The organism is Streptosporangium amethystogenes (assembly GCF_000721075.1).
Lineage (GTDB): Bacteria > Actinomycetota > Actinomycetes > Streptosporangiales > Streptosporangiaceae > Streptosporangium > Streptosporangium amethystogenes.
In genome coordinates, this window is record NZ_JOEQ01000007.1 from 1 (window position 1) to 24,022 (window position 24,022).

Consider the following 24,022-nt stretch of genomic DNA (forward strand, 5'->3'; position numbering starts at 1 on the left):
CTGGCTTTTAACACACTGTTGAGTTCTCAAGAAACGGACGCGTACACCGTCGTCCCGATCAGTACTTGACCGGAGCGCCCGGGGCGTTCCATTCCGTGTTACGATCTTACCGTTTTTGCTTGATTCGTGTCAAACCGCCGGTTTTCCGACTCTCGACTCGAATCCCGCAAACCCGCTAGTATTTCGATCACCCTGTTTCCAGGGCAACCCCTCTAACTTACTCCAACATCCGGTTGTTGTCCAGTCGTGCGGACACACCCGATTCGTCGGGATGGAGAGAGGGTTTTGCCGGGCACTCCGCCCACCCGGGAGATTCTGGATCCGGGGGCTCGTTGCCCTGCGAGAAGAACACTACCAGGACTCTCACGTCACAGAGACAACTTGCCAACCATCCCCGGGGCTCGCGCGTCCCAAACAGTCATAGAAAGTCGAAGTGCGCAACCAGACGTCAAGCCATTCGCAATCGACTCTGGATACGAAGTAGGCGCGAGGGTCAGGATCCTGACTCCGCCGTGGAGGTGAGCACCATGACCCGCTCGGAGTTCGACGACATCCGCGCGCACATCGACGCGGAGGCCAACCACCCAGGTGACTTGTTGAGGGTTGCCAGGTCTCTGCTGAACGACCTTGAAGACGCACGCATGCGAGAGGCGACCCTCCGCGCCTACTACCTGCGTCTCCTTACCGCGGCTCGGGCAACGGTCGCCGCCGAGGCGGCCGGCTACCCGGAACCGCTGACCTTCCTCACCGACGAGCTCGCCAAGCGCGGCCAGCTCCCGACATCCGAGGACGAGGTGAACCGGATCCTGGCAGACGCCCACACAGCGGCCATGCTGCTGGCCTACCTTGAAGAGAATCCTCTCGGAACCACCCCGATGAACACCGGAGGGGCTCGCGTGCGCAGGTGTGCCGGCACAAGCCGTAGCATCCCCCGATGAGGCGTTCCACGTCATTGACCTGGTCTTGAACCAAGATCTGTAAGACTCCAGGCATGTTGCAGCGAGGGCTGAATTGGGCTGCGGCGACCCTCGTGGGCGCCTTCGGCTTCGTCTGGACCGGTGTGGTGATGTTCGCGGCCGTCGAAACCTCAGCGTGGACGTGGATCGGGCAGGCCTCCTTCGGGGCCTTCCTCACCTGCTGGGCTCTTTACAAGGCGAGCCTGCTGGTGCGGCGCGCCAAGCCCGGTTTCGTTCCGCGGCATCGCCGGGTGCGGGCCGGACGGGCTACGGCTCCGTGATGGCACCTCAGGTCGTCCCCGGCCTCCCTCTTCAGCGAACCGGGAGGCAACGGGCAGATCAGTCGCGGAAACGCAAAAGGCCCTGATCTCCAGGAGATCAGGGCCTTTCTTGGTAGCGGGGACAGGATTTGAACCTGCGACCTCTGGGTTATGAGCCCAGCGAGCTACCGAACTGCTCCACCCCGCGTCGGTGTGTGTTTGAACATTAGCCGGAATTCCCCTCCGGGTGCAAATCGGCGCGGGGACGCGGGTTGACATGTCCCGCGCCACCCGCTCGCGGATGACTCGGCCACGGTGTGATCACGCAGCTCAGGAGGGTCATGGCCGGAGGCATCGCCCCTCATGCCACCTCGTGCACGGACGGGGCCTCAGAGGTCACCTCGTGCGCGGAGAGGGGCCTCAGAGCTTGAGCGGTGAACGCCTTACCCCGGCTGTGGATCCCGCGCGCGGGTTGCGTGGCCGGCCTTCCCGCCCCGATTCGGGAGACGCGGGGAAACACAGAAGGTCCCGGTCGCCGTTTCCGGCGACCGGGACCTTCGTTGGTAGCGGGGACAGGATTTGAACCTGCGACCTCTGGGTTATGAGCCCAGCGAGCTACCGAACTGCTCCACCCCGCGTCGGTGTATGTAAGAACCATACCCCGCTTTGGAGATGGACGCGAATCGAATAGCGCCGGGCCCCTGTATCGCCCCTAGGAACTCGACGGGGGCGACGGCGTCGCCGATGGAGCCGGTGTGCCGGACGGTGTCGCCGAGGGTGACGGGCTGGGGGTGACGCCCGTTGTCGCGGCGGTGTCCTTCAGCTTGCCCAGCGCCTTCTCAAGCTCCTGCTGGGCGGCACCGTACTCGGGCCAGTTCGGTGGGTCCGCCCGAAGCGCCGCCTGCGCCTTGTCGTACGCCTTCTGCACCTCGTCGATCGACTTGGCCAGCTCGGTGACGGGTTTGGCCTCCTCCGGCTTCGCCTCACCGGACGTGTTCTCGCCCTGTGGCGCACTCTGGGTGCCGTCGCCGAAGACCTGCTCCAACGCGCCCTTGAGCGTGTCGGCCGAACCGACCTTGCTGCCGTAGGCCACCAGGACCCGGCGGAGGATCGGGTACGGCTCCTGGCCGGAGGCGGCCGCGATCTCCACGTAGACCGGCTCGACGTAGACCAGGCCGTCGGCGAACGGCAGAGTCAGCAGGTTGCCGTAGCGGACCTTCGCCTGGCCGAGCCCGAGCAGGTTGAGCTCGCCGGAGAACTTGTTCTGGAAGTTGTTCTGCACCTGGCCGGGTCCGGGAATCGTGGTGTTGGACGGCATGCGCAGGATGCGCAGCTTCCCGTAGTCCGGTCCGGGGTTGGCGTCCACGGCCATGAACGCCGCCAGGTTGGGCCCCTGGCGCGGCACGAACGTGGTCGTCAGCGAGAACGAGGGCGCCGAGGTCTTCGGCATCTTGACCGACAGGTAGTACGGCGGCTGCTTGGTGTCGCGGTCGCCGGACGGGTCGTTCGGGACGTTCCAGAAGTCCTGGCCACTGTAGAAGGCGTTCGGGTCGGAGATGTGGTACTGGGAGAGCACGTCACGCTGGACCTTGAACAGCGCCTCCGGGTAGCGCAGGTGCTGCTTGAGGTCGGGCGACATCTCCGTCTGCGGCTTGATGATGCCGGGGAAGGCCTTGCGCCAGGTCTGCAGGATGGGGTCCTTCTCGTCCCACGCGTACAGGCTGACGGTGCCGTCGTAGGCGTCGACCACGGCCTTCACCGAGTTGCGCATGTAGTTGATCTGGTCACGCGGCTGCGGCACCACCAGGCGCGGGTCGGTGATGGTGTCCCGCGTCATCGCCTCCAGGCTCTTGCTCTGGGAGTACGGGTAGGCGTTGGAAGTGGTGTAGGCGTCGGAGATCCAGACCACCCTGCCGTTGACGATGGCGGGGTAGGGGTTGTCGTCCAGGCTCAGGAACGGCGCCACCTTGGCGATGCGCTCCTGCGGGTTGCGCGCGTAGAGGATCTTGGAGTTCGCGTTGATGTCTCCGGAGAGCAGCAGGTTGATCTCGCCGTACTTGGCGGCGTAGAGCATCCTGTTGATGAACGAACCGACCGGGACCCCGCCCTTGCCGTCATAGGTGGTGTTCTTCTGGCCGGTGCCGCCGCTCTCGGGGTAGTCGAGCTCCTGCTGCTTCTCCCCGCCACCGCCGACCACGACGTACTGGGTCGAAGCGGGCGCCTCACCGAAGTAGATCCGCGATTCCTTGAGCTTCGTCCGCTCCGCCAGGGAGCCGGTGACCGGCATGTCCTTGGCGTCGAAGTTGGGCAGCCCCTCGGAGTCGACCTCGTTGCCGGGCGCGGCCACGAAACCGTTGCCGTGGGTGTAGACGAGGTGCCGGTTGATCCAGTTGTTCTGCTCCGCCGGTGGCCCGGTGAGCTCTCGCACGGCGACGACGGTGTCACGGACCGTGCCGTCCGCGTCGGGGTAGCGGTCGACGTCGAGCGGCTCGTGGAAGTCGTAGTAACCGCGGATCCGCTGCTTCTGCTGGTAGGTCTTGGCGACCAGGCTCGGGTCGAGCAGACGCACACCGGAGATGGAACTGTCCGCGGTGACGCTGACCTTGCTCGGGTCACCCTGAGCCGTGTAGTCGATCACCTCGGCGTTGTCTACGCCGTAGGCTTTTCGTGTCGCGTCGATGTTGCGCTTGATGTACTCCTGCTCCTTGCCCTGCTGGTTCGGCTTGACCTGGAACTGCTCGACCAGGGCCGGGTAGACCCCGCCGATCAGGATGGCCGAGAGCACCAGCAGGCCGAAGCCGACGCCGGGCAGCATGCCGCCGGATCGCACGACCCCGGCGAAGAACAGGACGGCGCAGATCAGCGCGATGATCGCCAGGATGTTCTTGGCGGGAAGCACCGCGTTGACGTCGGTGTACGAGGCACCGTGTCTGAAGCCCCGGTCGGAGAACACCAGCCCGTACCGGTCGTACCAGTAGGCGACCGCCTTCAGCAGCACGAAGACCCCGAGCAGCACCGACAGGTGCGCCCGGGCGCCACGCGAGGCGTGCACGCCGGGTGACTGGAGCCGGAACCCGCCGTACAGGTAGTGCACGATCGCCGACAGCAGGGCGGACAGCACCACCGCGACGAACAGGAAGTTCAGCACCATCCGGATGAAGGGATAGGTGAACATGAAGAAGGAGATGTCGTAGCCGAACTGCGGGTCGGTCTCACCGAACGGCGTCGCGTTGATGAACTCCAGCCAGGTTTTCCACTGGCCGGAGAAGGATGATCCCGCGAACAGGCCGAGCACCGCCACACCGATCAGGAAGATCAGCTTGCGGTGCGGGTCGAGGGCCATCCGATACCGGTCGGCACCGCTGGCGCCGCCGAACATCCCGGGGCCGAACATCGGCCGCATGCGGTACGCCATCAGCATGTTGCCGCCGACGATGCCGACCATCAGCAGCGCACCGACGACGAACAGGAGGATCTGTGTAATGATCACGCCGGAAAAGACGGCCGTGTAGTCGACCGCTTCGTACCAGAGGTAGTCGGTAAAAATACCGGCAAAGAGGAAGAATAACGCGACTATCACGACCAGAGTGATCGCGACGGGAAGTAGCAGTCGTGGCCGGCGGGGCAAGCGCATTGCCCTACCGGCTCCGGGGGTCCGGAAGCTCAAGGCCAACCCCTTGTCGTAAGAGCACGGTCCGTGTCTGGAAACCTACACCGGCGAGAGTTGGGGCGCGCTTAGCCTTTCGGGCACGGTCCGGCCACAACGTCCGCTGGTATCGGGTCCACCGGTAGCAACGCACAGGGGTCCTGATGAGTGCCCCATGACGAACTCCAGGCCCGAAAATTCAACTTTCTTTGCAAATCGGGCATCACGCTCACCTCGCCATCGAACCCACGGGCCACTTATCCAGCGGGGATCGCGTGCACCGTGGCGTCCTGGCGCACGACCGGTCTCCGGCCCGGTTCCGGCGTCAGCCGGTCGGGCAGCTCTGCACGGACCCCGAGCCGGTGCGGATCGAGTCGATCGCCTGAACGGCCTCGCGCAGCGTCTCGACCTTGACCAGCCTGAGCCCGTCCGGGATCGCCCTGACCGCCTCGGCGCAGTTGTCGGCCGGGGTCAGGAAGACCGTCGCACCGGCCCTCCTGGCACCGACCATCTTCTGCTGGATGCCGCCGATCGGGCCCACCTCACCCTCTGCGGTGATCGTCCCGGTTCCCGCGATGGACTTGCCGCCGGTCAACGCCCCCGGGGTGAGCTTGTCGACGATGCCCAGGGAGAACATCATCCCCGCGCTCGGCCCGCCGACGTCGCCGACATTGATCTTGACCTCGAAGGGGAACTTGTAGCCGACCCGCATGGTGATGCCCACGATGGGTGCTCCGTCCTTACCGGCGACGGTAGGGACGGCGATGGTCAGGCTCTGGGTGCCACGGTTGACGACGAAACTGACCTCTTCGCCCGGCTTGTGCTTGCGAACGGAGGAGGAGACGGTCTCCCGATCGGCCACGGGCGTGCCGTCCACCGAGACGATCTCGTCACCGGCCTTGAACTTCCCGTCGGCCGGCAGGCCCTTCTCCGTGGAACCCACGGTCACGATCGAGTTGTAGGGAATCCTCAGCTCGGTCAGCGCCGCCGCGGTCGCGTCGTCCTGGGAGTTCGTCATCTCCTGGGTGTTCTGCTCCTCGACCTCCTTGGCGGTGGTCGCCGGAGGGAAGATCGTCTCCTCGGGCACGACCGCGATGGTGGGATCGATCCATCCCCTGAGCGCGCTGAACAGATCGATCCTGGTGCCGGGACCGCCCTGGTAGGCGACGGTGACGAGGCTGAGCTTGCCGTCGGTCGGATACGTCTGGTGTCCCTCGATGCTGATCACCGGTTTGCCGTCGACGTCGCCGATGGTGTTCTCGGTCGGCCCGGGGCTCAGCACGACGTACGGTACCGGCAGCACGGCGCCGACCAGCGCGAGCATGAGCGTGAGAAAGCCCGCCACCATCAAAGTCAGGGCTCGTCGGGACATGGACAAAGCCTATGCCGTACGACAGGTCATGAAACCGCACCCGGACGCCGCCGCGCCGAGGGGCACATAACCGTCAGTCGAGATCAATCGCAGGCTCCCACCCACTCGGAGGAACCGTCGGTGAAAAACTGGTTCTTCCAGATGGGTACCTGGCTCTTGAGATCGTCGATCAGCCTTCTGGACGCCTCGAACGCCTCACCACGGTGCGGTGCGGCGACCGCCACGACGACCGCGATATCGCCGAGCCTCAGGTCGCCGACCCGGTGGACGGCTGCCAGGGCGGTCACCGGGAAGTCCGCGGCGACCTTCTCGGCCACCCGGCGCAACTCGCTCGTGGCACTCGGGTGTGCCGAGTAGGACAGGCCCGTGACCGGCCGGCCGTGATCCTCTTCTCGTACCGTGCCGACGAAGACCGTCGTACCGCCCGCGGCGTGATTGCCGACGGCGGCGAGCACCTCGTCGACGGAGAGCGTGCTGTCGCGAATACCGAGCAACCGGATGACATCCACGCACAGAGTCTATGGCGACGCCGCGCGTCGCGGTGAGGCCGCTCTTACCCGGCTCCTTCCCTCGTCGACCGAGGCCGCTCGTTCCTCACGAGCTGCCGGCGACGCTGACGCGTCGCGGTTCGGCCGCTCTTACCCGGCTCCTTCCCTCGTCGACCGGGGCCGCTCGTTCCTCGCGTGCCTGCCGCCACGCAGCTCCAGGAGCTGCTCGAACGCGGCCTCGTTGGTCCACATCGGTTTCCAGCCGATCTCGCGCAGCGTCGCGCAGTCGACCACCCAGGGGTAGACGACGTAGTGCAGGTCGGTGGCCGGGGCCGGGGTGACACCGAGGCGGTGCAGGCGCTGGGCGGTTCCGAAGGTCAGCCCAGCGGGCAGTTCCAGCCGGCGCAGCCCGGAGATCTCCTCCACCTGCTCCTGCTCCAGCCAGCCCTCGCCTCCGACGGCCACCACCCCGGAGACCGTGCCGAGCGCCGCCATCTCCAGGACCGAGACCAGGTCGTCCACGTGGCAGAACTGCCAGCGAGGGTTGCATCCCTTGACGGTCAGCAGCCGGGGCGCCTCGAAGTGCCGGGTCACCACGCTGTCGATACCGGGGCCGACCACGGCCGCGGGTCTGACCACGGTCACATCGAGACCGGGGTGGCTGCGCAGAGAGCGCCGGGCCAGTGCCTCGATCTCCAGATGGTCGCCGACCATGCCCGTATCCGGCTCGGCGGCGACCTCGGAGCCCTCAGGCAGCGGGACGGGGTTGTCGGGTACGGCTCCGTACACCATGGCGCTGGTGACCAGCACGACCCGCCGCACCCTCGCCGCGGCACTGGCGGTGAGCACCGTCTGGGCCGCGCGCAGGTTGTAGGCGCGTCGCTCCGCGGGGTCGGCGTCGAGCGCGTAGTCACCGGCCAGGTGCACGAGCACGTCAATATCGGATATGCGGTTCGCCAAGAGCGGATCTCGAACATCGATCACCCGCCATGTGACATCGGGCACATCGCCGCGCTGCTCGTCGATGGCCACGACCCTGCGGAAATCCGCAGACGAGGCGACCTTCGCGAGGAAAGCACGGCCTAGGCCCGAGGCGGCGCCGGTGACGGCGACGACAGGGGGCCGGGAGCGTTTCGAGGTAGGCACCAGGTCCTCACTTTGCACTGACCCGCCATGCGACGGATAACGTGGCGGATGTGGACTCCTCCATCCTGCACGAGGTAGAGCGGTGACTGACTTGCCAGGTCGGGAAAACGACCCCAACGACAATCCGTTCGCCATGTTCGGCGACCCGGAGCAGATCGCAGCGGCAATGCGCCAGTTCGCCGACATGCTCTCTGCTCCGCCGACCTCAGGTCCCGTCAACTGGGACATGGCGAAGAACATCGCACGGCACGTTGTGGTCGCCGAGGGCGATCCCAGTGTCATGGAGGGTGAGCGACGCCAGGTCGTCGACGCCCTGAATCTGGCCGACCTTTGGCTCAACGAGGCCACCTCCCTACCGAGCGGGGTGAGCAACCCTCAGGCGTGGAGCCGTTCGGAGTGGATCGAGAAGACCGTCCCCGTCTGGCAGAAGCTCTGTGACCCGATCGCCGCCCGCATGGTCGAGACCATGAGCGGCACGCTCGGCGCCTCCGGTCTGCCCCCGGAGGCTCAGGCCATGGCCGGGCCGCTGATGGGGATGATGAAGCAGATGGGCGGCATGATGGTCGGCCAGCAGATAGGCCAGGCCATCGGCTCGCTCGCCCTGGAGGTGATCGGCGCCACCGACATCGGCCTGCCGCTGTCGGACAACGCCGCCCTGCTGCCCGGCGGCATCTCGGCGTTCAGCCAGGGGCTGGAGACTCCCGCCGAGGAGATCCGCCTCTATCTCGCCCTGCGCGAGGCGGCCCACCACCGGCTGTTCCAGCACGTGCCGTGGCTGCGCACGCACCTGCTCGGGGCCGTGGAGGAGTACGCCAGGGGCATCACGGTGGACGCCTCCGCCCTGGAGGAGCAGCTCCGCGGGCTTGATCTCAACAATCCCGAGCAGCTCCAGCAGGCGCTGAGCGGCGGGAACCTGCTCAAGCCCGAGGAGACCGAGCGGCAGAAGGCCGCCCTGTCCCGGCTGGAGACCATGCTCGCTCTCGTCGAGGGCTGGGTCGGCACCGTCGTGGACGGCGCCGCGGACGGCAAGCTCCCCTCGGCGACGGCACTGGCGGAGACCGTACGGCGCCGCAGGGCGACCGGCGGTCCCGCGGAGCAGACCTTCGCCACGCTCGTCGGCCTCGAACTCCGGCCCCGCCGCCTGCGCGAGGCCGCCGCCCTGTGGCAGTCGCTGGAATCCGACCGGGGCGTCGACGGCCGCGACGCGGTCTGGAACCACCCCGACCTCATGCCCACCGCCGACGACCTGGACAACCCCGAGGGGTTCGTACGGGGCGAGCCCGAGCTCGACCTGTCGTCCCTGGAGGGATCTCTGAGCGAGCCTCCCGCCACTCCCGGCGAGGACGATGACAAGGGCGACGGCAAGGGCGACGCCGGTGGGAGCGGCGCGTGAGCCTGCGCGCCGACGCGCGGGACGTGCTCACGGGATGGACCGCGCCCACGACGGAGGAGGAGATCCTCCGCAAGGAGTTCCTGGATCACGTACACGCCCATGACGACGCGATGTGGCGCGAGTGCGTCATCGGTCATCTGACGGCCACGACCGCGGTGCTCTCCCACGACGGCGAGCGGGTTCTGCTGACGCTGCACCCCAAGGCCGGGATGTGGCTGCCCATGGGGGGCCACTGCGAGCGGGGCGACGTCTCCCTTGAGGCGGTCGCGATGCGTGAGGCCACCGAGGAGTCCGGTATCCCGGGCCTGCGGCTGCTGCCCGGCCCGCTGGCACTCGACCGGCACCGGGTCTGGTGTCATCCGCCGCACAGCAGCCATCTGGACGTGGAGTACGGCGCGGTCGCTCCCGCGGACGTCGAGGCCGTGATCAGCGCCGAGTCGCTCGATCTGCGCTGGTTCCCCGTGGACGAGATCCCCGAACTCTCCGACGAGGCGACCCGCCGCCTGGCCCGCCGCGCCCGCGAGGCCCTGCGCTCGGGTTGACCGGGAGCCCGGGCCGGTACCGGCTCGGGCTGTTACGGGCCCGCTGCCACCGCGACTCCGGATGGCTGGACGTTCGCCCTGGGCGGCACGGCGGCCACCGGGGGGTTCCCGGTCTCGGCGGCTTCCCGGAACACCTGGTTTTCGATGAATCAGTTGATTTCCGGCCGTCTTCCACAGGCATTGGACCGTTTTATGCTTGGCTCACCTCTGCCTGGATATCTTCGTTCCCAATCAGGCTGTACAGAGCGGATCGGGGCACTGTGAGCGTAGACATCGTGGCTGACCGGAGCGCCAGAGGCGCGGTCGTGACGCCGCCGCGGCGCTGGAGGATCCCCAAATCCCTCGCCTGGGCCGCGGTGACGCCGTTCGCCGCCTGGGCGGTGGCCCGGGTGGCCGGACTCGAACGCGACTCACTGACCACCCAGCTCATGACCGGTACCCCGTACGTGGCGGCCGCCTCGCTCGTACCGGTGCTGCTGTCCGCGCTGACCCGCAACCGGGCCGCGACGGCCGTCGCGCTGGTCACCACCGCGGCGCTCGGCCTCAGCGTGCTCCCCAGGGCCTTTCGCTCCGGGGATGTGGTGACGGGAACGCCCCTGCGGGTGCTGACGCTCAACACGCTGTTCGGGCACGCCGAGCCCGACGCCGTGATGGACCTGGTCCGGCGGCTGGACCCGGACGTGCTGAGCACCCAGGAGCTGACCCCGGGAATGGTCGAGAAGCTGGAGGCGGCCGGTCTTGGCGGGATCATGCCGTACCAGGTGCTGGAGCCGGAGTGGAGCGCCGGCGGCAGCGGCCTGTACTCCCGGTATCCGCTCACCCCCAGGGAGAACCTGTTCGAGGCGATCGGGCACAACATGCCCGCCGCGCTGATGACCGTCCCCGGCGCCAAGCCCGTCGAGATCATCGACGTGCACCCCTTCCCGCCGCTGGGCAGGCAGGTGTACGACTGGACGGCGGCGCTGGATGCCCTGCCCTCCGCCGCGCCCGACACGATCCGCATCCTCGCGGGCGATTTCAACGCCAGCCTCGACCACTCGGCCATGCGTCGTTTTCTCGGCCGCGGCTATCAGGACGCGGCCGACAGCGCCGGAGAGGGGCTGACCCCCACCTGGCCGGTCAACAAACGCGTCCCGCCGCTGATCACGATCGACCATGTCGTGGTGGACCGGCGGGTGGGCGTGAACACGGTCAGCGTGCACAGCGTTCCCGGCACCGATCACCGGGCCGTCTTCGCCGACCTGCGCCTGCCCGCGCCCTGACGGCTCGGGCACCCGGGCAGCTCAGGCCGAGAGCAGCGCCCGGGTGTTGTCCCAGCCTTCGAGGCCCGGGTCGAGGAGGTGGAGGTCTCCGGGAGCGCGCAGGCGATGCCAACCGGGCCCTCTGGCGACCATACGGCTGCCGGGCGCCGAGGCGCGGAGCGCCTTGACCGGGTCAAGGTCGTCGAAGCCCACCGAGGCCCAGCCAGGGTAGGGCAGGTGGGCGGCCAGCGCCACCGTGCCACCGCCCGCGGCAGGGCAGACGGCGATCCGTGCCCGGCCGAGTTCGCGGAAGAGTTTGCCGATGAGCAGCGGAGGCAGGTCAGGGGCGTCGGCACTCAGCAGGACCGCCTGCTCGCCGTGGGGCAGCGCGGCGAAGGCCGCCTCGACCAGGGCGCTCCCCGAGAGGTCAGGGATCTCAACGACAGGGGTGCCCGGCCAGACGATCTCCTCCATGCCCGGGACGCTCGTCACCACGACCGGTGAGACGAAGTCGAGCCCGGCGACGAGTTCGTAGGTGTCCTCGGCGACGGCGGTCAGGAAGTCGGCGGGGTCGATTCCCGGCGGGGCCGCGTCCGCCGCGGAGGGCGTGACGAGAACGGCCACCACTCGATCCTCTGTCAACATTCCTCCGCGGAGCCGTGGGCCGCGGTGGAGAATCCCTCCAGGAAGCCCCGTGCCCGCTCGGCCTTGGGATATCGTTCCACGAGCGCCCAGAAGCGCGACCCGTGACTCGGCACCAGCAGGTGGACGAGCTCGTGCATGATCACATAATCCACCACCCACGAGGGCATTCCCCTCAGGCGCGTGGAGATCCTGATGGTTCCGTGATCCGGTGTGCACGAGCCCCAACGGTGCTTCTGGTTCTCCACCCAGCGCACGCTCGACGGTTTCGCCTCCCCGCCCAGGTAGCGGGCCGACAGTTCGACGGCTCGATCGAGGAGGTCGTCGTCCGAGGGACGTCTGCGCTGCTCCTTGGCCGCGAGTCGATCGAGCATACGGCGCACCCACTGTTCCTCGTCGGTGCTACTCAGACCGGCGGGGAGGAGCACGATCGTTTTCTCGCCGTCGCGGTACGCAGAAACCGTCCGCCGGCGGCGAGAACTTCGGCGGACCTCGACTGTCTCGGGGGGCACATATGAACGGTAGCCGAGAATGGCGAATTCACACCAGGGGGTAGAACACGTTCCCGCTGGTCAATCCCCGTTCACCGATTGTTCGGTGGGAGCGATCAAGTGCGATCACAACTTATCTAATTAACCTGGATATCAACCGTCTCACGTGTTGCCGAATCGCGGGACCCGCCGTTCTCGCTGAGCCGCCAACCCTTCGAGCATGTCGTCGGAGGCCATGGTGACCGGCTGGGCAAGGGACTCCCAACGCAGCGCGGCGGCGAGATCGGCGTGCCCGCCGCCCGCGAGGGCGACCTTGGTGAGCCGGGTGGCGATCGGCGCGTTGGCGGCGATCCGCGATGCGATGCCCAGCACCTCGGCCATCAGCGACTCACCGGGAAACGCCCTGTTCACCAGCCCTGCGGAGGCCGCCTCCAGCCCCGTCATCGTCCGCCCTGTGAGCAACATCTCCCTGGCCACCCCCACCCCGGCGACCCTGGGCAGCAAATAGGTGGCCGCCATTCCGGGGTGCAGGCCGAGCGAGGTGAAGGGGGCGAGCAGCTTGGCCTCCTCGGCGGCGTAGACCAGGTCACAGGCGAGGGCGAGGCACAACCCCGCCCCGACGGCGGCGCCGTTGACCGCCGCGATGGTCGGCACCTCCAGATCCGCGATCGTCAACCAGGTCCGGTAGAAGCCGAGCATCCGGTCGCGTAGCGCGGGGATGTCCTCGGTACTCCGCTCCGCGAGCCAGGACAGGTCCCCCCCGGCGCAGAACGCCTTCCCCTCTCCGGTGACGACCACGCACCGCAGGTCGCGGTCCGCCGCGAGGCCGGCGATGGCCTGCCGCCACCGGGCGGTCATCGCGTCGGTCATCGCATTGCGCAGGTCAGGGAGGTTCAGGGTGAGCACCGCGACGCCGTTCTCACGCCGATCGATCAAGATCTCGTTCATGTCGGGGAGCGTAGCCCACGACATCTTCCGCCCGACCGCCGAGGGCGGACTGCCGGGAGACCTCGCCCTCCGAAAGTTGTCCACAGGGCAGGAGTTATCCACAGGCGGCGGGAAAGGCGTCCGGGAGTCCGCGGGGGCGTGGCACGCTGCATGCCCGGCCAGCCTGCTCACCGGCTTTCCCGCAGGCTGCCCCCCTTCGAGGAAAGGCCTCCCGATGCGACCACGACTGAAGCCCGCGCTGCGCCGCGTCGCCCGTGACCGACGCACCCTGCAGTTCGGCCTGCATCCCCGGCACGCGGTGGTGCTGAGTGATCTGGAGCCGGAGGTCCGCCGCTGGGTGGAGAGTCTCGACGGCGTAAGGGATCTCGCGGGCGTGCTGGCCGGCGCCACCGAGGCGGGTCTCGGCGAGGAGCGCGGCCGGACCCTGCTCGATCTACTGGTCAGCCGTGGTGTGGTGGACGACGCGGCGGCGGGTCCCGGCCCGCTGCGCGCGCTCGTGCTGGCCGAGCGCGACCGGCTCCAGCCCGATCTGGACGCGCTCTCCCTTTCCCCCGGCACGGTCGACGGAGGGCTCGCCGTGCTGGAACGCAGGCAGCGGGCCCGGGTGCGGGTCTACGGCGCGGGCCGGGTGGGTGCGCAGGTCGTCGCCCTGCTCGCCGCCTCAGGGATCGGCCACATCTGCGTCGTCGATCCCGGTACCACCCGGCGGCGAGATGTCGTCCCCGGTGGGCTCGGTTGGACGGAGGTCGGGATGAGCAGGCAGGACGGTGCGGTCGCGGTGGCCAGGAGACTGGCGCCCGGCCTCACGGCGTCGACCGGCGACGGCGCCGCCCGACCGGCCGACGGGGCCAGGCCGCCCGACCTGGCGGTGCTCGCTCCGGTGGTGCCCCTGGACGGCCTCCTGGTCAGGGAACTCGTCGAGTGGGGAATCCCACATTTGCTGGCAACCGCCTTCGAGGCCTTCGGTTCGGTCGGTCCGCTGGTGCTACCTGGACGGAGCACGTGTCTGCACTGCCTAGATTTGACGCGACGCGATCGCGACCCTGGCTGGCCCATTGTCAGTGCGCGTCTGGGCGGCTTCCCCGCAGGGGAGATCGCGTGCGGGACGGCACTGTCCGCGCTGGTGGCGGCATCGACTGCCGGTCATGCGCTTGCTTGGATAGACGGCCGTGAACCCGTTGTGACAAACAGCACAATGGAAGTATTGCCAGATTGGACGTGGAAAAGGCGATCCTGGAGTGTTCATCCTCAATGTCGTTGCTTCCGAAACGAGTTGGGTTCGCTAACAATGGTCGCGTCGGCTACCTGCCGCTGACGGACAAGCACAGCGAAGGGAGGGAGCGGCGTCTCGCTGTAACGGGGGACACGCCGCTAACCGAGGTGAGTGACCTTCCGCGTCGCGCCGTTGCGCGCTCTGCAAAGCTGGCGGCCCTTCCCATCGGGTTCGCCGGTCGTACCGCTCTCGGTCTCGGGAAACGGATCGGTGGCAAGTCGGCCGAGATCGTCGCCCAGGAAATCCAGGAACGCACCGCCGAGCAGATCTTCAAGGTCCTCGGAGAGCTCAAGGGCGGGGCGATGAAGCTCGGCCAGGCGCTGTCCATCTTCGAGGCGGCACTGCCCACCGAGATCGCCGGCCCCTACCGCGCGACCCTGACCAAGCTCCAGGACGCGGCTCCGCCGCTTCCCACCGCGACCGTGCACAAGGTTCTCATCGAGCAGTTGGGGGACGACTGGCGGGAGAACTTCCAGTCATTCGACGACAAGCCCACCGCGGCCGCTTCGATCGGACAGGTGCACAAAGCGGTCTGGCACGACGGCCGAACGGTCGCGGTCAAGATCCAGTATCCGGGAGCGGGAAAGGCCCTGCTCTCCGACTTCACCCAGCTGGCCAGGCTCGGCAAGCTCTTCGGGGTGCTGCTGCCCGGTCTCGACATCAAGGCGGTCCTGAACGAGCTGCGCGAGCGGGTGATCGAGGAGCTCGACTACCTGCGCGAGGCCGAGGCGCAGCACGCCTTCGCCCAGGAGTTCAAGGACGACCCCGACTTCCTGATCCCGGATGTCATCGCCGCCAACGAGCAGGTGCTCGTCTCCGAATGGGTCGACGGCACCCCGCTGTCACGGGTCATCACCGGCGGCACCCAGGAGGAGCGCGATCGGGCCGGGCTCCAGCTCGTCCGGTTCCTGTTCTCCTCACCGGCCCGGCTGGGCATGCTCCACGCCGACCCCCATCCGGGCAACTTCCGGATCCTCGACGACGGCAGGATGTGCGTGCTCGACTTCGGCGCGGTCAACCGGCTGCCCGACGGATACCCGCCGCTCTTCGGGAAGCTGACCCGCATCTTCAACAACGGTGACATGGAGACCGTGGTCCAGGGCCTGCGTGACGAGGGGTTCATCCGCCCGCACATCGAGATCGACACCGAAGCCCTGCGGGCGTTCCTCTCCCCCTACGTCGAGCCGACCTCCGTGGAGGAGTTCTCCTTCAGCAGGGAGTGGCTCCAGCAGCAGGCCGCCATGGCCACCGACCTGCGACCGGGCAACGTGGTACGCCAGCTCAACCTGCCCGTGTCGTACGTCCTCATCCATCGGGTGCACACGGCGGGAATCGGCGTGCTCTGCCAACTCGGCGCCACCGCCCGTTTCCGCCAGGAGGTCATCCGCTGGGTCCCCGGATTCGCCGACGAGGACACCGGAGAGCCCACCCTCGCCAGCGCCTGACCGGAGACGGCCCGGCGAGACGCCCGGGGGGCGGTTCGGCGGAGCCCATGAGAGGCGACCCGCCGAACCGCATGGGTAACGACCTTGCGAGACCCGTGAAGGGCGACCTCGGTGAAACGCATAAGTGCGACCCGCCGAGACACGTGAGGGGTGGCCCGCCGAAGCGGGTCACCCCTCATTCATCCGCTATGCGTCGCCGTCGATCCGCACGGATCAGACGAGGCGCAGGAGCGCGGTGCGCAGACGCGCCGAAGCGCGTTCCGCCCCACGCCGGGCTCGTTGGAGACGTTGAAGTCCAGCGGCCCTGCGATGCTCCTCCGCCTCACGGTGGAGGGTCCGTATTCGGTCACGGACCAATTCTTCTTGCATAGACGGCAGGTCGAGCCCCGTGGTGTTGAAGTAGCTCATCGAAGTGGTCCTTTCGGGAACGTGTGATTCCTGGTTGATCGAGTTCTCGGTGGTCTGGGCGATGACCGGATTGTTCAGGCAGCGACCGGGTTCTTGCGCGGACGTCCGCGCGGGCGCTTCCGGGGAACAATCGCCCCCCGCAAAACGAGCTCGCCGCCCCAGACTCCCCATGGCTCCTCGCGCTCCAGCGCGCGGGCCAGGCATGCCTGGCGGATCGGACAGCCTCCGCAGAGCGCCTTGGCGAACTCCACGTCCTCCGGAGACTCGGCGAACCACAGGTCGGGGTCGGTACGACAGGGGATTGTGGCTTCGTCGATCAGGTCCATGACCGTCTGGGCCCCCATCTGTTTCACCTCTCAGCTAGGTGTTGATCTTCGGCTACCTCTTGGGTGGGGGTCAGGAATGACGCGGACAAACAAGAAGGCCGCGGATCCTGGTGCGGATCCGCGGCCTGAAGGCTCTTTCCTCGGTCAGATTATGACCGGAGGATGCCTCCAGGGTTGCGGACCGCGCAGTCCACCGTTTCCGATGTGCTTGGTCGTTGCTGCGTGGCTGCCGCCCACGAAGGTCGGGACAGCCGGGGCCTCTGTCATCGCGAAGGCGATCGACGCGGACCGGCGGTTGGCCTCGACCCAGAAGCGGGCAGGGTCGTCCTGCAGAACCGGGACTGCCGCGCCACAGGCGAGGAAGACCTGGCTGTCATAGGACAGTTGAGTGTTACGGCGCACGGAAGCGAACCCCATCCGGGACGACATCAGAATGTTCTTCACAGCGGGCTCACCTCCATTAGTGGATCGTCGGACAGGAACGTCCGACTTGCTTGACCATGACCCTAAACCCGGGCCACCGGAGCGGGCAACATATTTTCTACCTGCGGCTTTGCGACTATCTCACGCGGATCATCGCTTCCTGCACTACCGACACGGCCAGTTCCCCGGACCGGGTGAACATCTCGCCCTTGGCGAGCCCGCGAGCCGCCCCCGACCACGGCGACTCCTGAGCATAGAGCACCCACTCGTCCACCCGGATGGGGCGGTGGAACCACATCGCGTGGTCCAGCGAGGCACCGGAGACATTGGAGGCGCCCCAGGCCAGGCCATGGGCCAACAGCACGGTGTCGACCAGGGTGAAGTCGGAGGCGTAGGCGGCGAGTACCACGTGCAGCAGCGGGTCGTCGGGCAGCTCCGCCTCGTAACGGAACCACACGTTGGTGTTCGAACCTCGAAGCTCCGGGTCGCGATGGGCCTCCCAGGTGAGCGGAGTCACATAGCGGGCGTCCACCGGGCGGGGCCTGGACGCCCACTCACGCATCAGTGAGTTCGTCCCCACGATCTGGAGCATCCGGTCCCGGTAGGACGGCAGTTCCTCAGGGCCGACCACCTGGGGCATCGTGGCCGCCTGGTGCTCGACGCCGGTCTCCTGCACGTGAAAGGAGGCCGACATGGTGAATATCGCCTTGCCGTGCTGGATGGCCACCACCCGCCGGGTGGTGAAGGAGCGGCCGTCACGAACCCGCTCCACGTTGTAGACGATCGGGATGGCCGGGTCTCCCGGGCGGATGAAATAGGCGTGCAACGAGTGGACATCGCGGCCGTCGGGCACCGTTCGCCCCGCGGCGACCAGGGCCTGCGCGGCCACCTGACCGCCGAAGACACGCTGGATACGCTCCTCGGGACTGCGTCCCCTGAAGATGTCGAGCTCGATCTGCTCCAGGTCAAGCAGGTCCAGGAGCTCCTTTAACGCCTCGTTCACGCGCCCTCCGTATGGTTCGCGGCGGCACGGCACAGTTCAAGCACCGCTTCACCGTAACGCTCCAGTTTGACGCGTCCGATTCCCGTGATCGCCAACAGGTCCTGTTCTGAGACCGGCGCCCGCTCGGCGATGGCCTGGAGGGTGACGTCGGTGAAGACCGCCCACTGCGGGAGCTTCTCCTTCTTCGCGACTCCCGTACGCCATGCCTTCAGCGCTTCGAGCAGTGCCTCGTCGTAGTCCGCGGGACAGGCGGCACACCTACCGAGCTTCTGCTCGGCGGCGGCCATCAGGGTCTTCCCACAGATCCGGCAGCTGATCGGCGCGGCGACCGGGCGGCGATCAGCCGCCGCGGGGGTGCGGCTCCGCTGCGTGGCGCGACCAGCCAGCCCGTCCAGGAATCGGGAGGGTTTGCGGGAGCGCCGGCCTCCCGGCGAGCGCGCCAGCGCCCATGACACTCCCAGGTGGGCGCGGGCGCGGGTGACGCCGACATACAGGAGGCGACGTTCCTCCTCGATCTGCTCGGATGTCTCCGCGTAGATGATCGGCAGCATGCCCTCGGTGACGCCGACGAGGAAGACCGCGTCCCACTCCAGGCCCTTGGCCGCGTGCAGCGAGGCGAGGGTGACCCCCTCGACCGGCGGCGCGTGCTGCTCACTGGCCCGGCGCTCCAACTCCGCGACGAAGGCCGGCAGGTCCGCGCCGGCGGCGGCGAGGTCCTCGGCGAGGTCGGCCAGGGCTTTCAGCGACTCCCACTTCTCGCGGGCCTTGCCTCCGCCGGGTGGCTCGGGGGTGAGCCCGATGCCGGACAGGATGTGGTGCACGGTCAAGGTGAGCGTGTCGCCGGGTTCGGCGGAGCGTGCGGCGCCGCGCAGCAGCACGACCGCATGGCGGACCTCGGGACGCTCGAAGAACCGGTCGGCGCCGCGCAGCACGTACGGCAGGCCGGCCTTGCTGAACGCCTGCTCGTACGTCTCGGACTGGGCGTTGACCCGGAACAGCACGGCGATCTCACGGGTCGGCACACCGCCGGTGACGAGTTTCCGTACCGCCCGCGCCACTCCCTCCGCCTCGGCGGTCTCATCGTCGTACTCGGCGAAAACCGGTTCGGGACCGTCCGGACGCTGGGCGATCAGGGCGAGCTTGTGCGGGGTCCTCGCCCTGTCGAGCACCCGGTTGGCCAGGGAGACGACCTGGGGGGTGGAGCGGTAGTCACGGACCAGCTTGATCACGGTGGCGTTGGGGTACTCGACCGAGAAACCCGTCAGGTAGCGGGGCGTGGCCCCGGTGAAGGAGTAGATCGTCTGGTTGGGGTCGCCGACCACGCACAGGTCGTCGCGTCCGCCGAGCCAGGTGTCGAGCAGCAGCTTCTGCAGCGGGTTGACGTCCTGGTACTCGTCGACCACGAAGTAGCGGTACTGCTTGCGGATCTCGCCTGCCACCTCGCGGTGCTCGGTCATCACGGCCGCGGTGAGCTCCAGGATGGTCTCGAAGTCGACCAGGTGCCGGTCGCGGCGGAGAGTCTCATACGTCTCGTAGAGCCGGGAGACCTCCTCGGCCGGTACGGGCGAGGTCCGGCCGGCCTTCTTCGCGGCCTCCGCGTAGTCTTCTGGGCCGATCTGGGTGACCTTGGCCCACTCGATCTCGGAGGCGATGTCGCGCAGCTCCGAACGGTCCTGGTTCCTACGCAGGGAGCGGCAGGCGTCGATCAGCAGCGGCAGCTTCGACTCGATCACCTTGGGCGGGTCGCCGCCGATGACCCGCGGCCAGAAGTAGGTGAGCTGGCGCAGCGCGGCGGCGTGGAAGGTGCGCGCCTGCACGCCCGGCGCGCCGAGCTGGCGCAGCCGCTGCCTGAGCTCGCCGGCCGCGCGTGTGGTGAACGTCACCGCCAGCACCCCCTGGGCGTCGACCACCCCGTTGCGGACGGCGTGCGCGATGCGATGGGTGATGGCACGGGTCTTGCCCGTCCCCGCGCCGGCCAGGACGCAGACCGGTCCCCGGACGGCTTCGGCCACCTCACGCTGCTCTGGGTCCAGTGCCGCCAGAATGTCGTCGGGCCTCACAGAGCCTCCTTACAAGCAGTCGAACGGACCGGGCCGCAACATCCTCCCAGGCTCTGGCCAAACCTCGCTCATTCTGGCAACATGCCGCCCTCGACCTGTATCGATCACCGAGATGCATAAAGTAGGTCTTTTGCCCCACAATGAGGTGCGACTGGTTCCGGGGAAGGAAGAGGCCCGTGCGAAGTTGGGTAACCGTGGGTGCGCTCGCTCTGGCGGCGGCGATGGTCGGACCCGCGGTGGTGGACACGACCGCGGCTGCATACGCGATCTCAGCGCCGACCCAGGTCGGTGGTGGGAAGGCGGGCAAGGCCACCCCGACGCCGGCTCCGTCCCCGTCTCCGAGCACGGAGGCCGCCCCGCTGGCCCAGGGCACCCTTGTCGAAACCGTGGCCTACGGCCAGCACGTGCGCCAGCGCATGGACGTCTGGTACCAGCCCGACGAGCTGAAGCGACCGGGCGTCTTCCTGGTCCACGGCGGCTGGTGGTCCTCGGGTGACAAGAAGTACATGGCCGAGGTGAGCCGTAGCTACGCCGAGCAGGGCTACGTGGTCTTCAACATCAACTACCGTCTCTCCGGCGACGCCTCCTGGCCGGCCCAGCGCACCGACACCTTCGGTGCCATCACCACCGCACGACGGCACGCGGCGCGCTGGTCCTTCGACCCGAACAACTACGTGGTCGTCGGCTTCTCCGCCGGAGGCCATCTGGCCACCGCCGTCGGCACCTACAAGAGCCGACTGCCCGGCCTGCGCGGCGTGGTCGGCATCTCTCCGGTGATCTCCCCGCTCACCGCGTACACCGAGGGCATCGACAGCCTCGACCCGAACAAACGCAAACTGCGTGATTCAGCCATCAAGCTCGCCGGGGGCTGCGAGCCCACCGGTAAGTGCGCCAGGGTGTGGGCCAGCATGGAGGTGCCGTGGCACGCGAGCCGAGGCGACGCGCCCATGCTGATCGTGCACTCGTCGGACGAGTTCGTGTCGTCGGAGCACAGCAAGCAGCTCAAGGAGCACCTGCAGCAGGTCGGCGTGCCGGTGACGGTGCTGACCGAGCAGGGCATCGAGCACAGCGCACCTCTTTACCGGCTGCCCGGCGTGGCGGAGCGGGTCCAGCAGTGGGTCGCGGAGAAGCTTCTCTCATTGGGAAGATGAAGGGCTCTCGCTTTGTTGCCAATGGCGCCGGACATCTCATGAGGGGATTTTTCACGACATGGCGCTGACTGTGTACACCACCACCTGGTGCGGACCCTGCAAGCGGTTGAAGAGCCAGCTCAGCCGCGAGGGCATCTCCTACAACGAGGTCGACATCGAGAGCAATCCAGACGCCGCCACGTTCGTCATGAGCGTCAACAACGGCAACCAGGTCGTGCCCACCGTCGTGCTCGACTCCCCCACCGGCCAGATCGTCAGGACCAACCCCTCGGTGATCGAGGTCAAGCGCATCCTGGCGGGCGCGGTCGTGTAACCGTCCCCCCGCACCACTCGGGCCCCGGTTCCACCGAAAACCGGGGCTCCCGCATGCCTGGGCCCTGCGTAACGGGCACGTTCACCAGTCGCCGGTCAGCGGCGCGCCGTACCAGGTCTCGATGAGCCTGCGGGCGATCGACACCTCCGACGGCAGGCGCACCTCTCCGCTCTCCATCGCCGCCAGCAGTTCGGCGCGGCTGAACCAGTGGGCCTCGGCGATCTCCTCGGAGTCGAGGACGAACTCCGTCGACGTGGCCCGCGCGAAGAAGCCGAGCATCAGGCTGCGCGGGAACGGCCAGGGCTGGCTGCCCATGTAGCGCGCGTCGGTGATCCGCACGCCGACCTCCTCGGACACCTCGCGCGCCACGGCCTGCTCCAGTGACTCGCCCGGCTCGACGAAACCGGCCAGCACCGACAGCCGCCCTTCGGGCCACTGCGGTCCTCTGGCCAGCAGACACCTGTCGTCGTCATCGTGGATCAGCATGATCACCGCGGGGTCGACCCGGGGGAAGTGCTGGCTGTCGTCCTTGGGACAGACGCGCACATGCCCGCCGGCCCGGACCTCGGTGCGGCTCCCGCATCGGGGACAGTACTCGTGGGTGGAGTGCCATGCCTCCAGGGCGACCGCGTACACCAGCAGGCCGGCGTCCAGATCCCCCAGCAACGATCCCACCTGGCGCAACCCGGCGGTGACGGTCTGCCCCTCGCCCGGTTCCGATGGGTCGAGCGGGGAGACGATCCGGTTGAAGGCGCCGGTATCGGTGGCCGCCGCCGCCACGGCGAAGTAGGCGATGCCCTCCGCGTCGAGGCCGAGCAGGTAACGCTCCCCCTCGGGAGCGTCGGCGGTGGACAGCAGGACCAGCTCCGCCTCTCCACCGTTGCGCCGGATCAGCGTCTGCCCGTCGTCGACGACCACGACCCTGGTCGCGGCGTCCGCCCAGGCCCGCTCCAGCCACTCGGTGTCACCGCGGAGCACCGCCGACCTGTCGATGGCGCTGCGCGCAAGCAGCAGCGGCCCCAGAAGTCCTTCTTGTGCAGCGATCTCCACGCCGTTCCGCCTCCCCAAACGAGGCACATATTACGCCGCCGGAACGCGGAACCGCACAGAGCCGACGGCGTCACCCCTGGCCGGAGGCTATCCAGAAAAGATCCCGTCTTTTGACGACACGGACATATACGGTCAATAGACCGATCATCCCGGCGCGATGATCTCCATCCCGCTAGGATGCACCGAGTTAGGTTAGCCTTACCTGATATCGGGGGTCCCTGCATTGCGGCTGTACCTCACCGCGCTGAAACCGACAGACTCGGTCACCGACGGCTTCCTCCCGGCGGCACGCGTACTCGGGTGCGAGGTCACGATCCTCACCGACCGGCCGGAACAGTACCGCGACCATGGAGCGGAGGTGCTCCGTTGCGACGTGCGCGACGCGCGGGCGGTGATCGACACCGTCGCGCACCACCGCGCCCCGGACGCGATCTTCTCGAACTCCGACCACATCCAGGCGGAGACCGCACTCGCCGCCGCGTACTTCGGACTCCCCGGCAAGGACTGGCGGGCCTGCGTCGACACCAAGAACAAGGCGCTCACCCGGCGGCGGCTGGCCGCGGCCGGGGTCGAGACCGTCCGTACCGCGCGGCTGGCACCGGCCGACCCGCCGGTCGCGGACGTGCCCTTCCCCGCGGTCGTGAAACCGCGCGAGGGCGTGGCCAGCGAGGACGTCGTGCTGGTCCACGACGCGGGCGAGCTCGCGGCGGCCGTCCTGTCCATCAGGGGCAGGCGGCCGGCGGAGACGCTGGTCGTGGAGGAGTATCTCGACGGCCCCCTGCACACGATGGAGACGCTCGGCGACGGCGAGCGGATCAGGGTGCTCGGCGGTTTCCGCACCACTCTCGGACCGCTGCCGCACTTCGTGGAGGAACGGCTCGACTGGGAGCCGCCTCCCGGCCGCGACCACGTGCTGCGGGCGTTGGAGGCACTCCGGGTGGGGTTCGGGGCCTGCCACACCGAGTACGTGATGACCCCGGCCGGACCACGGATCGTCGAGGTCAACTACCGGGCGATCGGCGACCACTGCGACTTCCTGCTGGCGAGCCTGCTCCAGGTGCCCCTGTTCGAGCTCGTCCTCGGGACGCATCTCGGGATGGCGGCGGCGGACCTCGCTCCGGTGCGGGGGCACGGGACCGCGCTGAGCCTGGTCGCCGATCGCTCGGGGACCGTGGTGGAGGCTCCCGGGACCGTCGTCCCCGCCTCCGGCGACCCGGTCCGGATCTGGCACCGGCCACTGCGCGCCGTGGGCGACCGGATCGACCGGAGCAACACCAACCGCGACTACCTGGGCATCGTCCGCGCGACCGGGCCCGACCGGGCGGGCGTGGACGCCGCCGTCGCGGCCTTCAGGGCGGAGAACCCGTGGGTGATCGCGTGAGCCGGGGGCCCGCGAACCGACGCGTGGCCGGCCAGAGAGCCGTGGATGACTCCGGGACCGGCGG

22 protein-coding genes and 2 tRNA genes are annotated in these 24,022 nt (G+C 68.1%); 10 read left to right on the forward strand and 14 right to left on the reverse strand.

The window, feature by feature from the left end:
* Window positions 1–527: 527 nt before the first annotated feature.
* Window positions 528–938 (forward strand): hypothetical protein, encoded by a 411-nt coding sequence (locus tag IG98_RS0112505; RefSeq protein WP_030910407.1) that lies wholly within the window; start codon window positions 528–530, stop codon window positions 936–938.
* Window positions 939–991: 53 nt separating this feature from the next.
* Window positions 992–1,237 (forward strand): hypothetical protein, encoded by a 246-nt coding sequence (locus tag IG98_RS0112510; RefSeq protein WP_211263961.1) that lies wholly within the window; start codon window positions 992–994, stop codon window positions 1,235–1,237.
* Window positions 1,238–1,347: 110 nt separating this feature from the next.
* Here IG98_RS0112510 and IG98_RS0112515 read toward each other — a convergent pair.
* The 6 genes from IG98_RS0112515 to IG98_RS0112540 all read right to left on the reverse strand — a co-directional run bounded on the left by IG98_RS0112515 (window position 1,348) and on the right by IG98_RS0112540 (window position 7,868).
* Window positions 1,348–1,424 (reverse strand) — tRNA-Met (locus IG98_RS0112515).
* Between the two features lie 353 nt (window positions 1,425–1,777).
* Window positions 1,778–1,854: transfer RNA gene (locus IG98_RS0112520), tRNA-Met, on the reverse strand.
* 74 nt (window positions 1,855–1,928) lie between these two features.
* The gene (locus IG98_RS0112525; protein ID WP_169750109.1) at window positions 1,929–4,850 is read right to left on the reverse strand and encodes a UPF0182 family membrane protein; all 2,922 of its coding nucleotides are present in this window, start codon (window positions 4,848–4,850) and stop codon (window positions 1,929–1,931) included.
* Between the two features lie 337 nt (window positions 4,851–5,187).
* Window positions 5,188–6,234, reverse strand: coding sequence for a YlbL family protein (locus IG98_RS0112530; RefSeq protein WP_030910412.1), 1,047 nt, complete (start codon window positions 6,232–6,234; stop codon window positions 5,188–5,190).
* Window positions 6,235–6,317: 83 nt separating this feature from the next.
* Complete coding sequence (locus IG98_RS0112535) at window positions 6,318–6,743, reverse strand: molybdenum cofactor biosynthesis protein MoaE (RefSeq protein WP_030910415.1); 426 nt, start codon at window positions 6,741–6,743, stop codon at window positions 6,318–6,320.
* Between the two features lie 129 nt (window positions 6,744–6,872).
* Window positions 6,873–7,868, reverse strand: coding sequence for an NAD-dependent epimerase/dehydratase family protein (locus tag IG98_RS0112540; RefSeq protein WP_425428011.1), 996 nt, complete (start codon window positions 7,866–7,868; stop codon window positions 6,873–6,875).
* An 82-nt stretch (window positions 7,869–7,950) separates the two neighbouring features.
* On the opposite strand from IG98_RS0112540, the gene IG98_RS0112545 reads away from it, so the two are divergent.
* From IG98_RS0112545 to IG98_RS0112555, 3 genes are all read left to right on the forward strand, one after another.
* On the forward strand, window positions 7,951–9,261 hold the full coding sequence (locus tag IG98_RS0112545; RefSeq protein WP_030910420.1) for a zinc-dependent metalloprotease: 1,311 nt from the start codon (window positions 7,951–7,953) through the stop codon (window positions 9,259–9,261).
* Window positions 9,258–9,803 carry an NUDIX hydrolase gene (locus IG98_RS0112550; protein WP_030910422.1) on the forward strand — a complete coding sequence of 182 codons (546 nt, stop codon included), beginning with the start codon at window positions 9,258–9,260 and terminating at the stop codon, window positions 9,801–9,803. The genes IG98_RS0112545 and IG98_RS0112550 overlap by 4 nt, the downstream gene beginning before the upstream one ends.
* A gap of 275 nt (window positions 9,804–10,078) precedes the next feature.
* The gene (locus tag IG98_RS0112555) at window positions 10,079–11,065 is read left to right on the forward strand and encodes an endonuclease/exonuclease/phosphatase family protein (protein WP_245651523.1); all 987 of its coding nucleotides are present in this window, start codon (window positions 10,079–10,081) and stop codon (window positions 11,063–11,065) included.
* 21 nt (window positions 11,066–11,086) lie between these two features.
* Here IG98_RS0112555 and IG98_RS0112560 read toward each other — a convergent pair whose 3' ends face one another.
* The 3 genes from IG98_RS0112560 to IG98_RS0112570 form a co-directional block, all read right to left on the reverse strand.
* A complete protein-coding gene (locus IG98_RS0112560; protein WP_245651524.1) occupies window positions 11,087–11,668 on the reverse strand; it encodes a glycosyltransferase family protein in 582 nt (193 codons plus the stop codon).
* A 14-nt stretch (window positions 11,669–11,682) separates the two neighbouring features.
* On the reverse strand, window positions 11,683–12,198 hold the full coding sequence (locus tag IG98_RS0112565; RefSeq protein ID WP_030910429.1) for a M48 metallopeptidase family protein: 516 nt from the start codon (window positions 12,196–12,198) through the stop codon (window positions 11,683–11,685).
* A gap of 141 nt (window positions 12,199–12,339) precedes the next feature.
* Window positions 12,340–13,125 (reverse strand): enoyl-CoA hydratase/isomerase family protein, encoded by a 786-nt coding sequence (locus IG98_RS0112570; protein ID WP_030910433.1) that lies wholly within the window; start codon window positions 13,123–13,125, stop codon window positions 12,340–12,342.
* 214 nt (window positions 13,126–13,339) lie between these two features.
* Here IG98_RS0112570 and IG98_RS0112575 point away from each other — a divergent pair, with 214 nt between their 5' ends.
* Window positions 13,340–14,440, forward strand: coding sequence for a ThiF family adenylyltransferase (locus IG98_RS0112575; RefSeq protein WP_030910436.1), 1,101 nt, complete (start codon window positions 13,340–13,342; stop codon window positions 14,438–14,440).
* Window positions 14,441–14,505: 65 nt separating this feature from the next.
* Window positions 14,506–15,843, forward strand: coding sequence for an ABC1 kinase family protein (locus IG98_RS0112580; RefSeq protein ID WP_037970130.1), 1,338 nt, complete (start codon window positions 14,506–14,508; stop codon window positions 15,841–15,843).
* A 482-nt stretch (window positions 15,844–16,325) separates the two neighbouring features.
* On the opposite strand, the gene IG98_RS0112585 is transcribed toward IG98_RS0112580, so the two are convergent.
* The 4 genes from IG98_RS0112585 to IG98_RS0112600 form a co-directional block, all read right to left on the reverse strand.
* Window positions 16,326–16,595, reverse strand: coding sequence for a WhiB family transcriptional regulator (locus IG98_RS0112585; RefSeq protein ID WP_030910441.1), 270 nt, complete (start codon window positions 16,593–16,595; stop codon window positions 16,326–16,328).
* Window positions 16,596–16,721: 126 nt separating this feature from the next.
* Entirely contained in the window at window positions 16,722–17,021 is a 300-nt protein-coding gene (locus IG98_RS0112590) for a hypothetical protein (RefSeq protein WP_030910444.1), read from the reverse strand.
* 115 nt (window positions 17,022–17,136) lie between these two features.
* On the reverse strand, window positions 17,137–18,003 hold the full coding sequence (tesB, locus tag IG98_RS0112595) for an acyl-CoA thioesterase II (RefSeq protein ID WP_030910447.1): 867 nt from the start codon (window positions 18,001–18,003) through the stop codon (window positions 17,137–17,139).
* Window positions 18,000–20,063 (reverse strand): ATP-dependent DNA helicase UvrD2, encoded by a 2,064-nt coding sequence (locus IG98_RS0112600; protein ID WP_030910450.1) that lies wholly within the window; start codon window positions 20,061–20,063, stop codon window positions 18,000–18,002. The genes tesB and IG98_RS0112600 overlap by 4 nt, the downstream gene beginning before the upstream one ends.
* 176 nt (window positions 20,064–20,239) lie before the next feature.
* On the opposite strand from IG98_RS0112600, the gene IG98_RS0112605 reads away from it, so the two are divergent.
* Both IG98_RS0112605 and IG98_RS0112610 read left to right on the forward strand, forming a co-directional pair.
* Window positions 20,240–21,214 (forward strand): alpha/beta hydrolase, encoded by a 975-nt coding sequence (locus tag IG98_RS0112605; RefSeq protein WP_084195313.1) that lies wholly within the window; start codon window positions 20,240–20,242, stop codon window positions 21,212–21,214.
* Between the two features lie 58 nt (window positions 21,215–21,272).
* Window positions 21,273–21,527, forward strand: coding sequence for a glutaredoxin domain-containing protein (locus IG98_RS0112610; protein ID WP_030910455.1), 255 nt, complete (start codon window positions 21,273–21,275; stop codon window positions 21,525–21,527).
* A gap of 81 nt (window positions 21,528–21,608) precedes the next feature.
* Here the strand turns inward: IG98_RS0112610 and nudC are convergent, their stop codons facing one another.
* A complete protein-coding gene (gene nudC, locus IG98_RS0112615; RefSeq protein WP_084195314.1) occupies window positions 21,609–22,577 on the reverse strand; it encodes an NAD(+) diphosphatase in 969 nt (322 codons plus the stop codon).
* 223 nt (window positions 22,578–22,800) lie between these two features.
* Here nudC and IG98_RS0112620 point away from each other — a divergent pair, with 223 nt between their 5' ends.
* A complete protein-coding gene (locus IG98_RS0112620; protein WP_030910461.1) occupies window positions 22,801–23,958 on the forward strand; it encodes an ATP-grasp domain-containing protein in 1,158 nt (385 codons plus the stop codon).
* The last annotated feature ends 64 nt before the right edge of the window (window positions 23,959–24,022 follow it).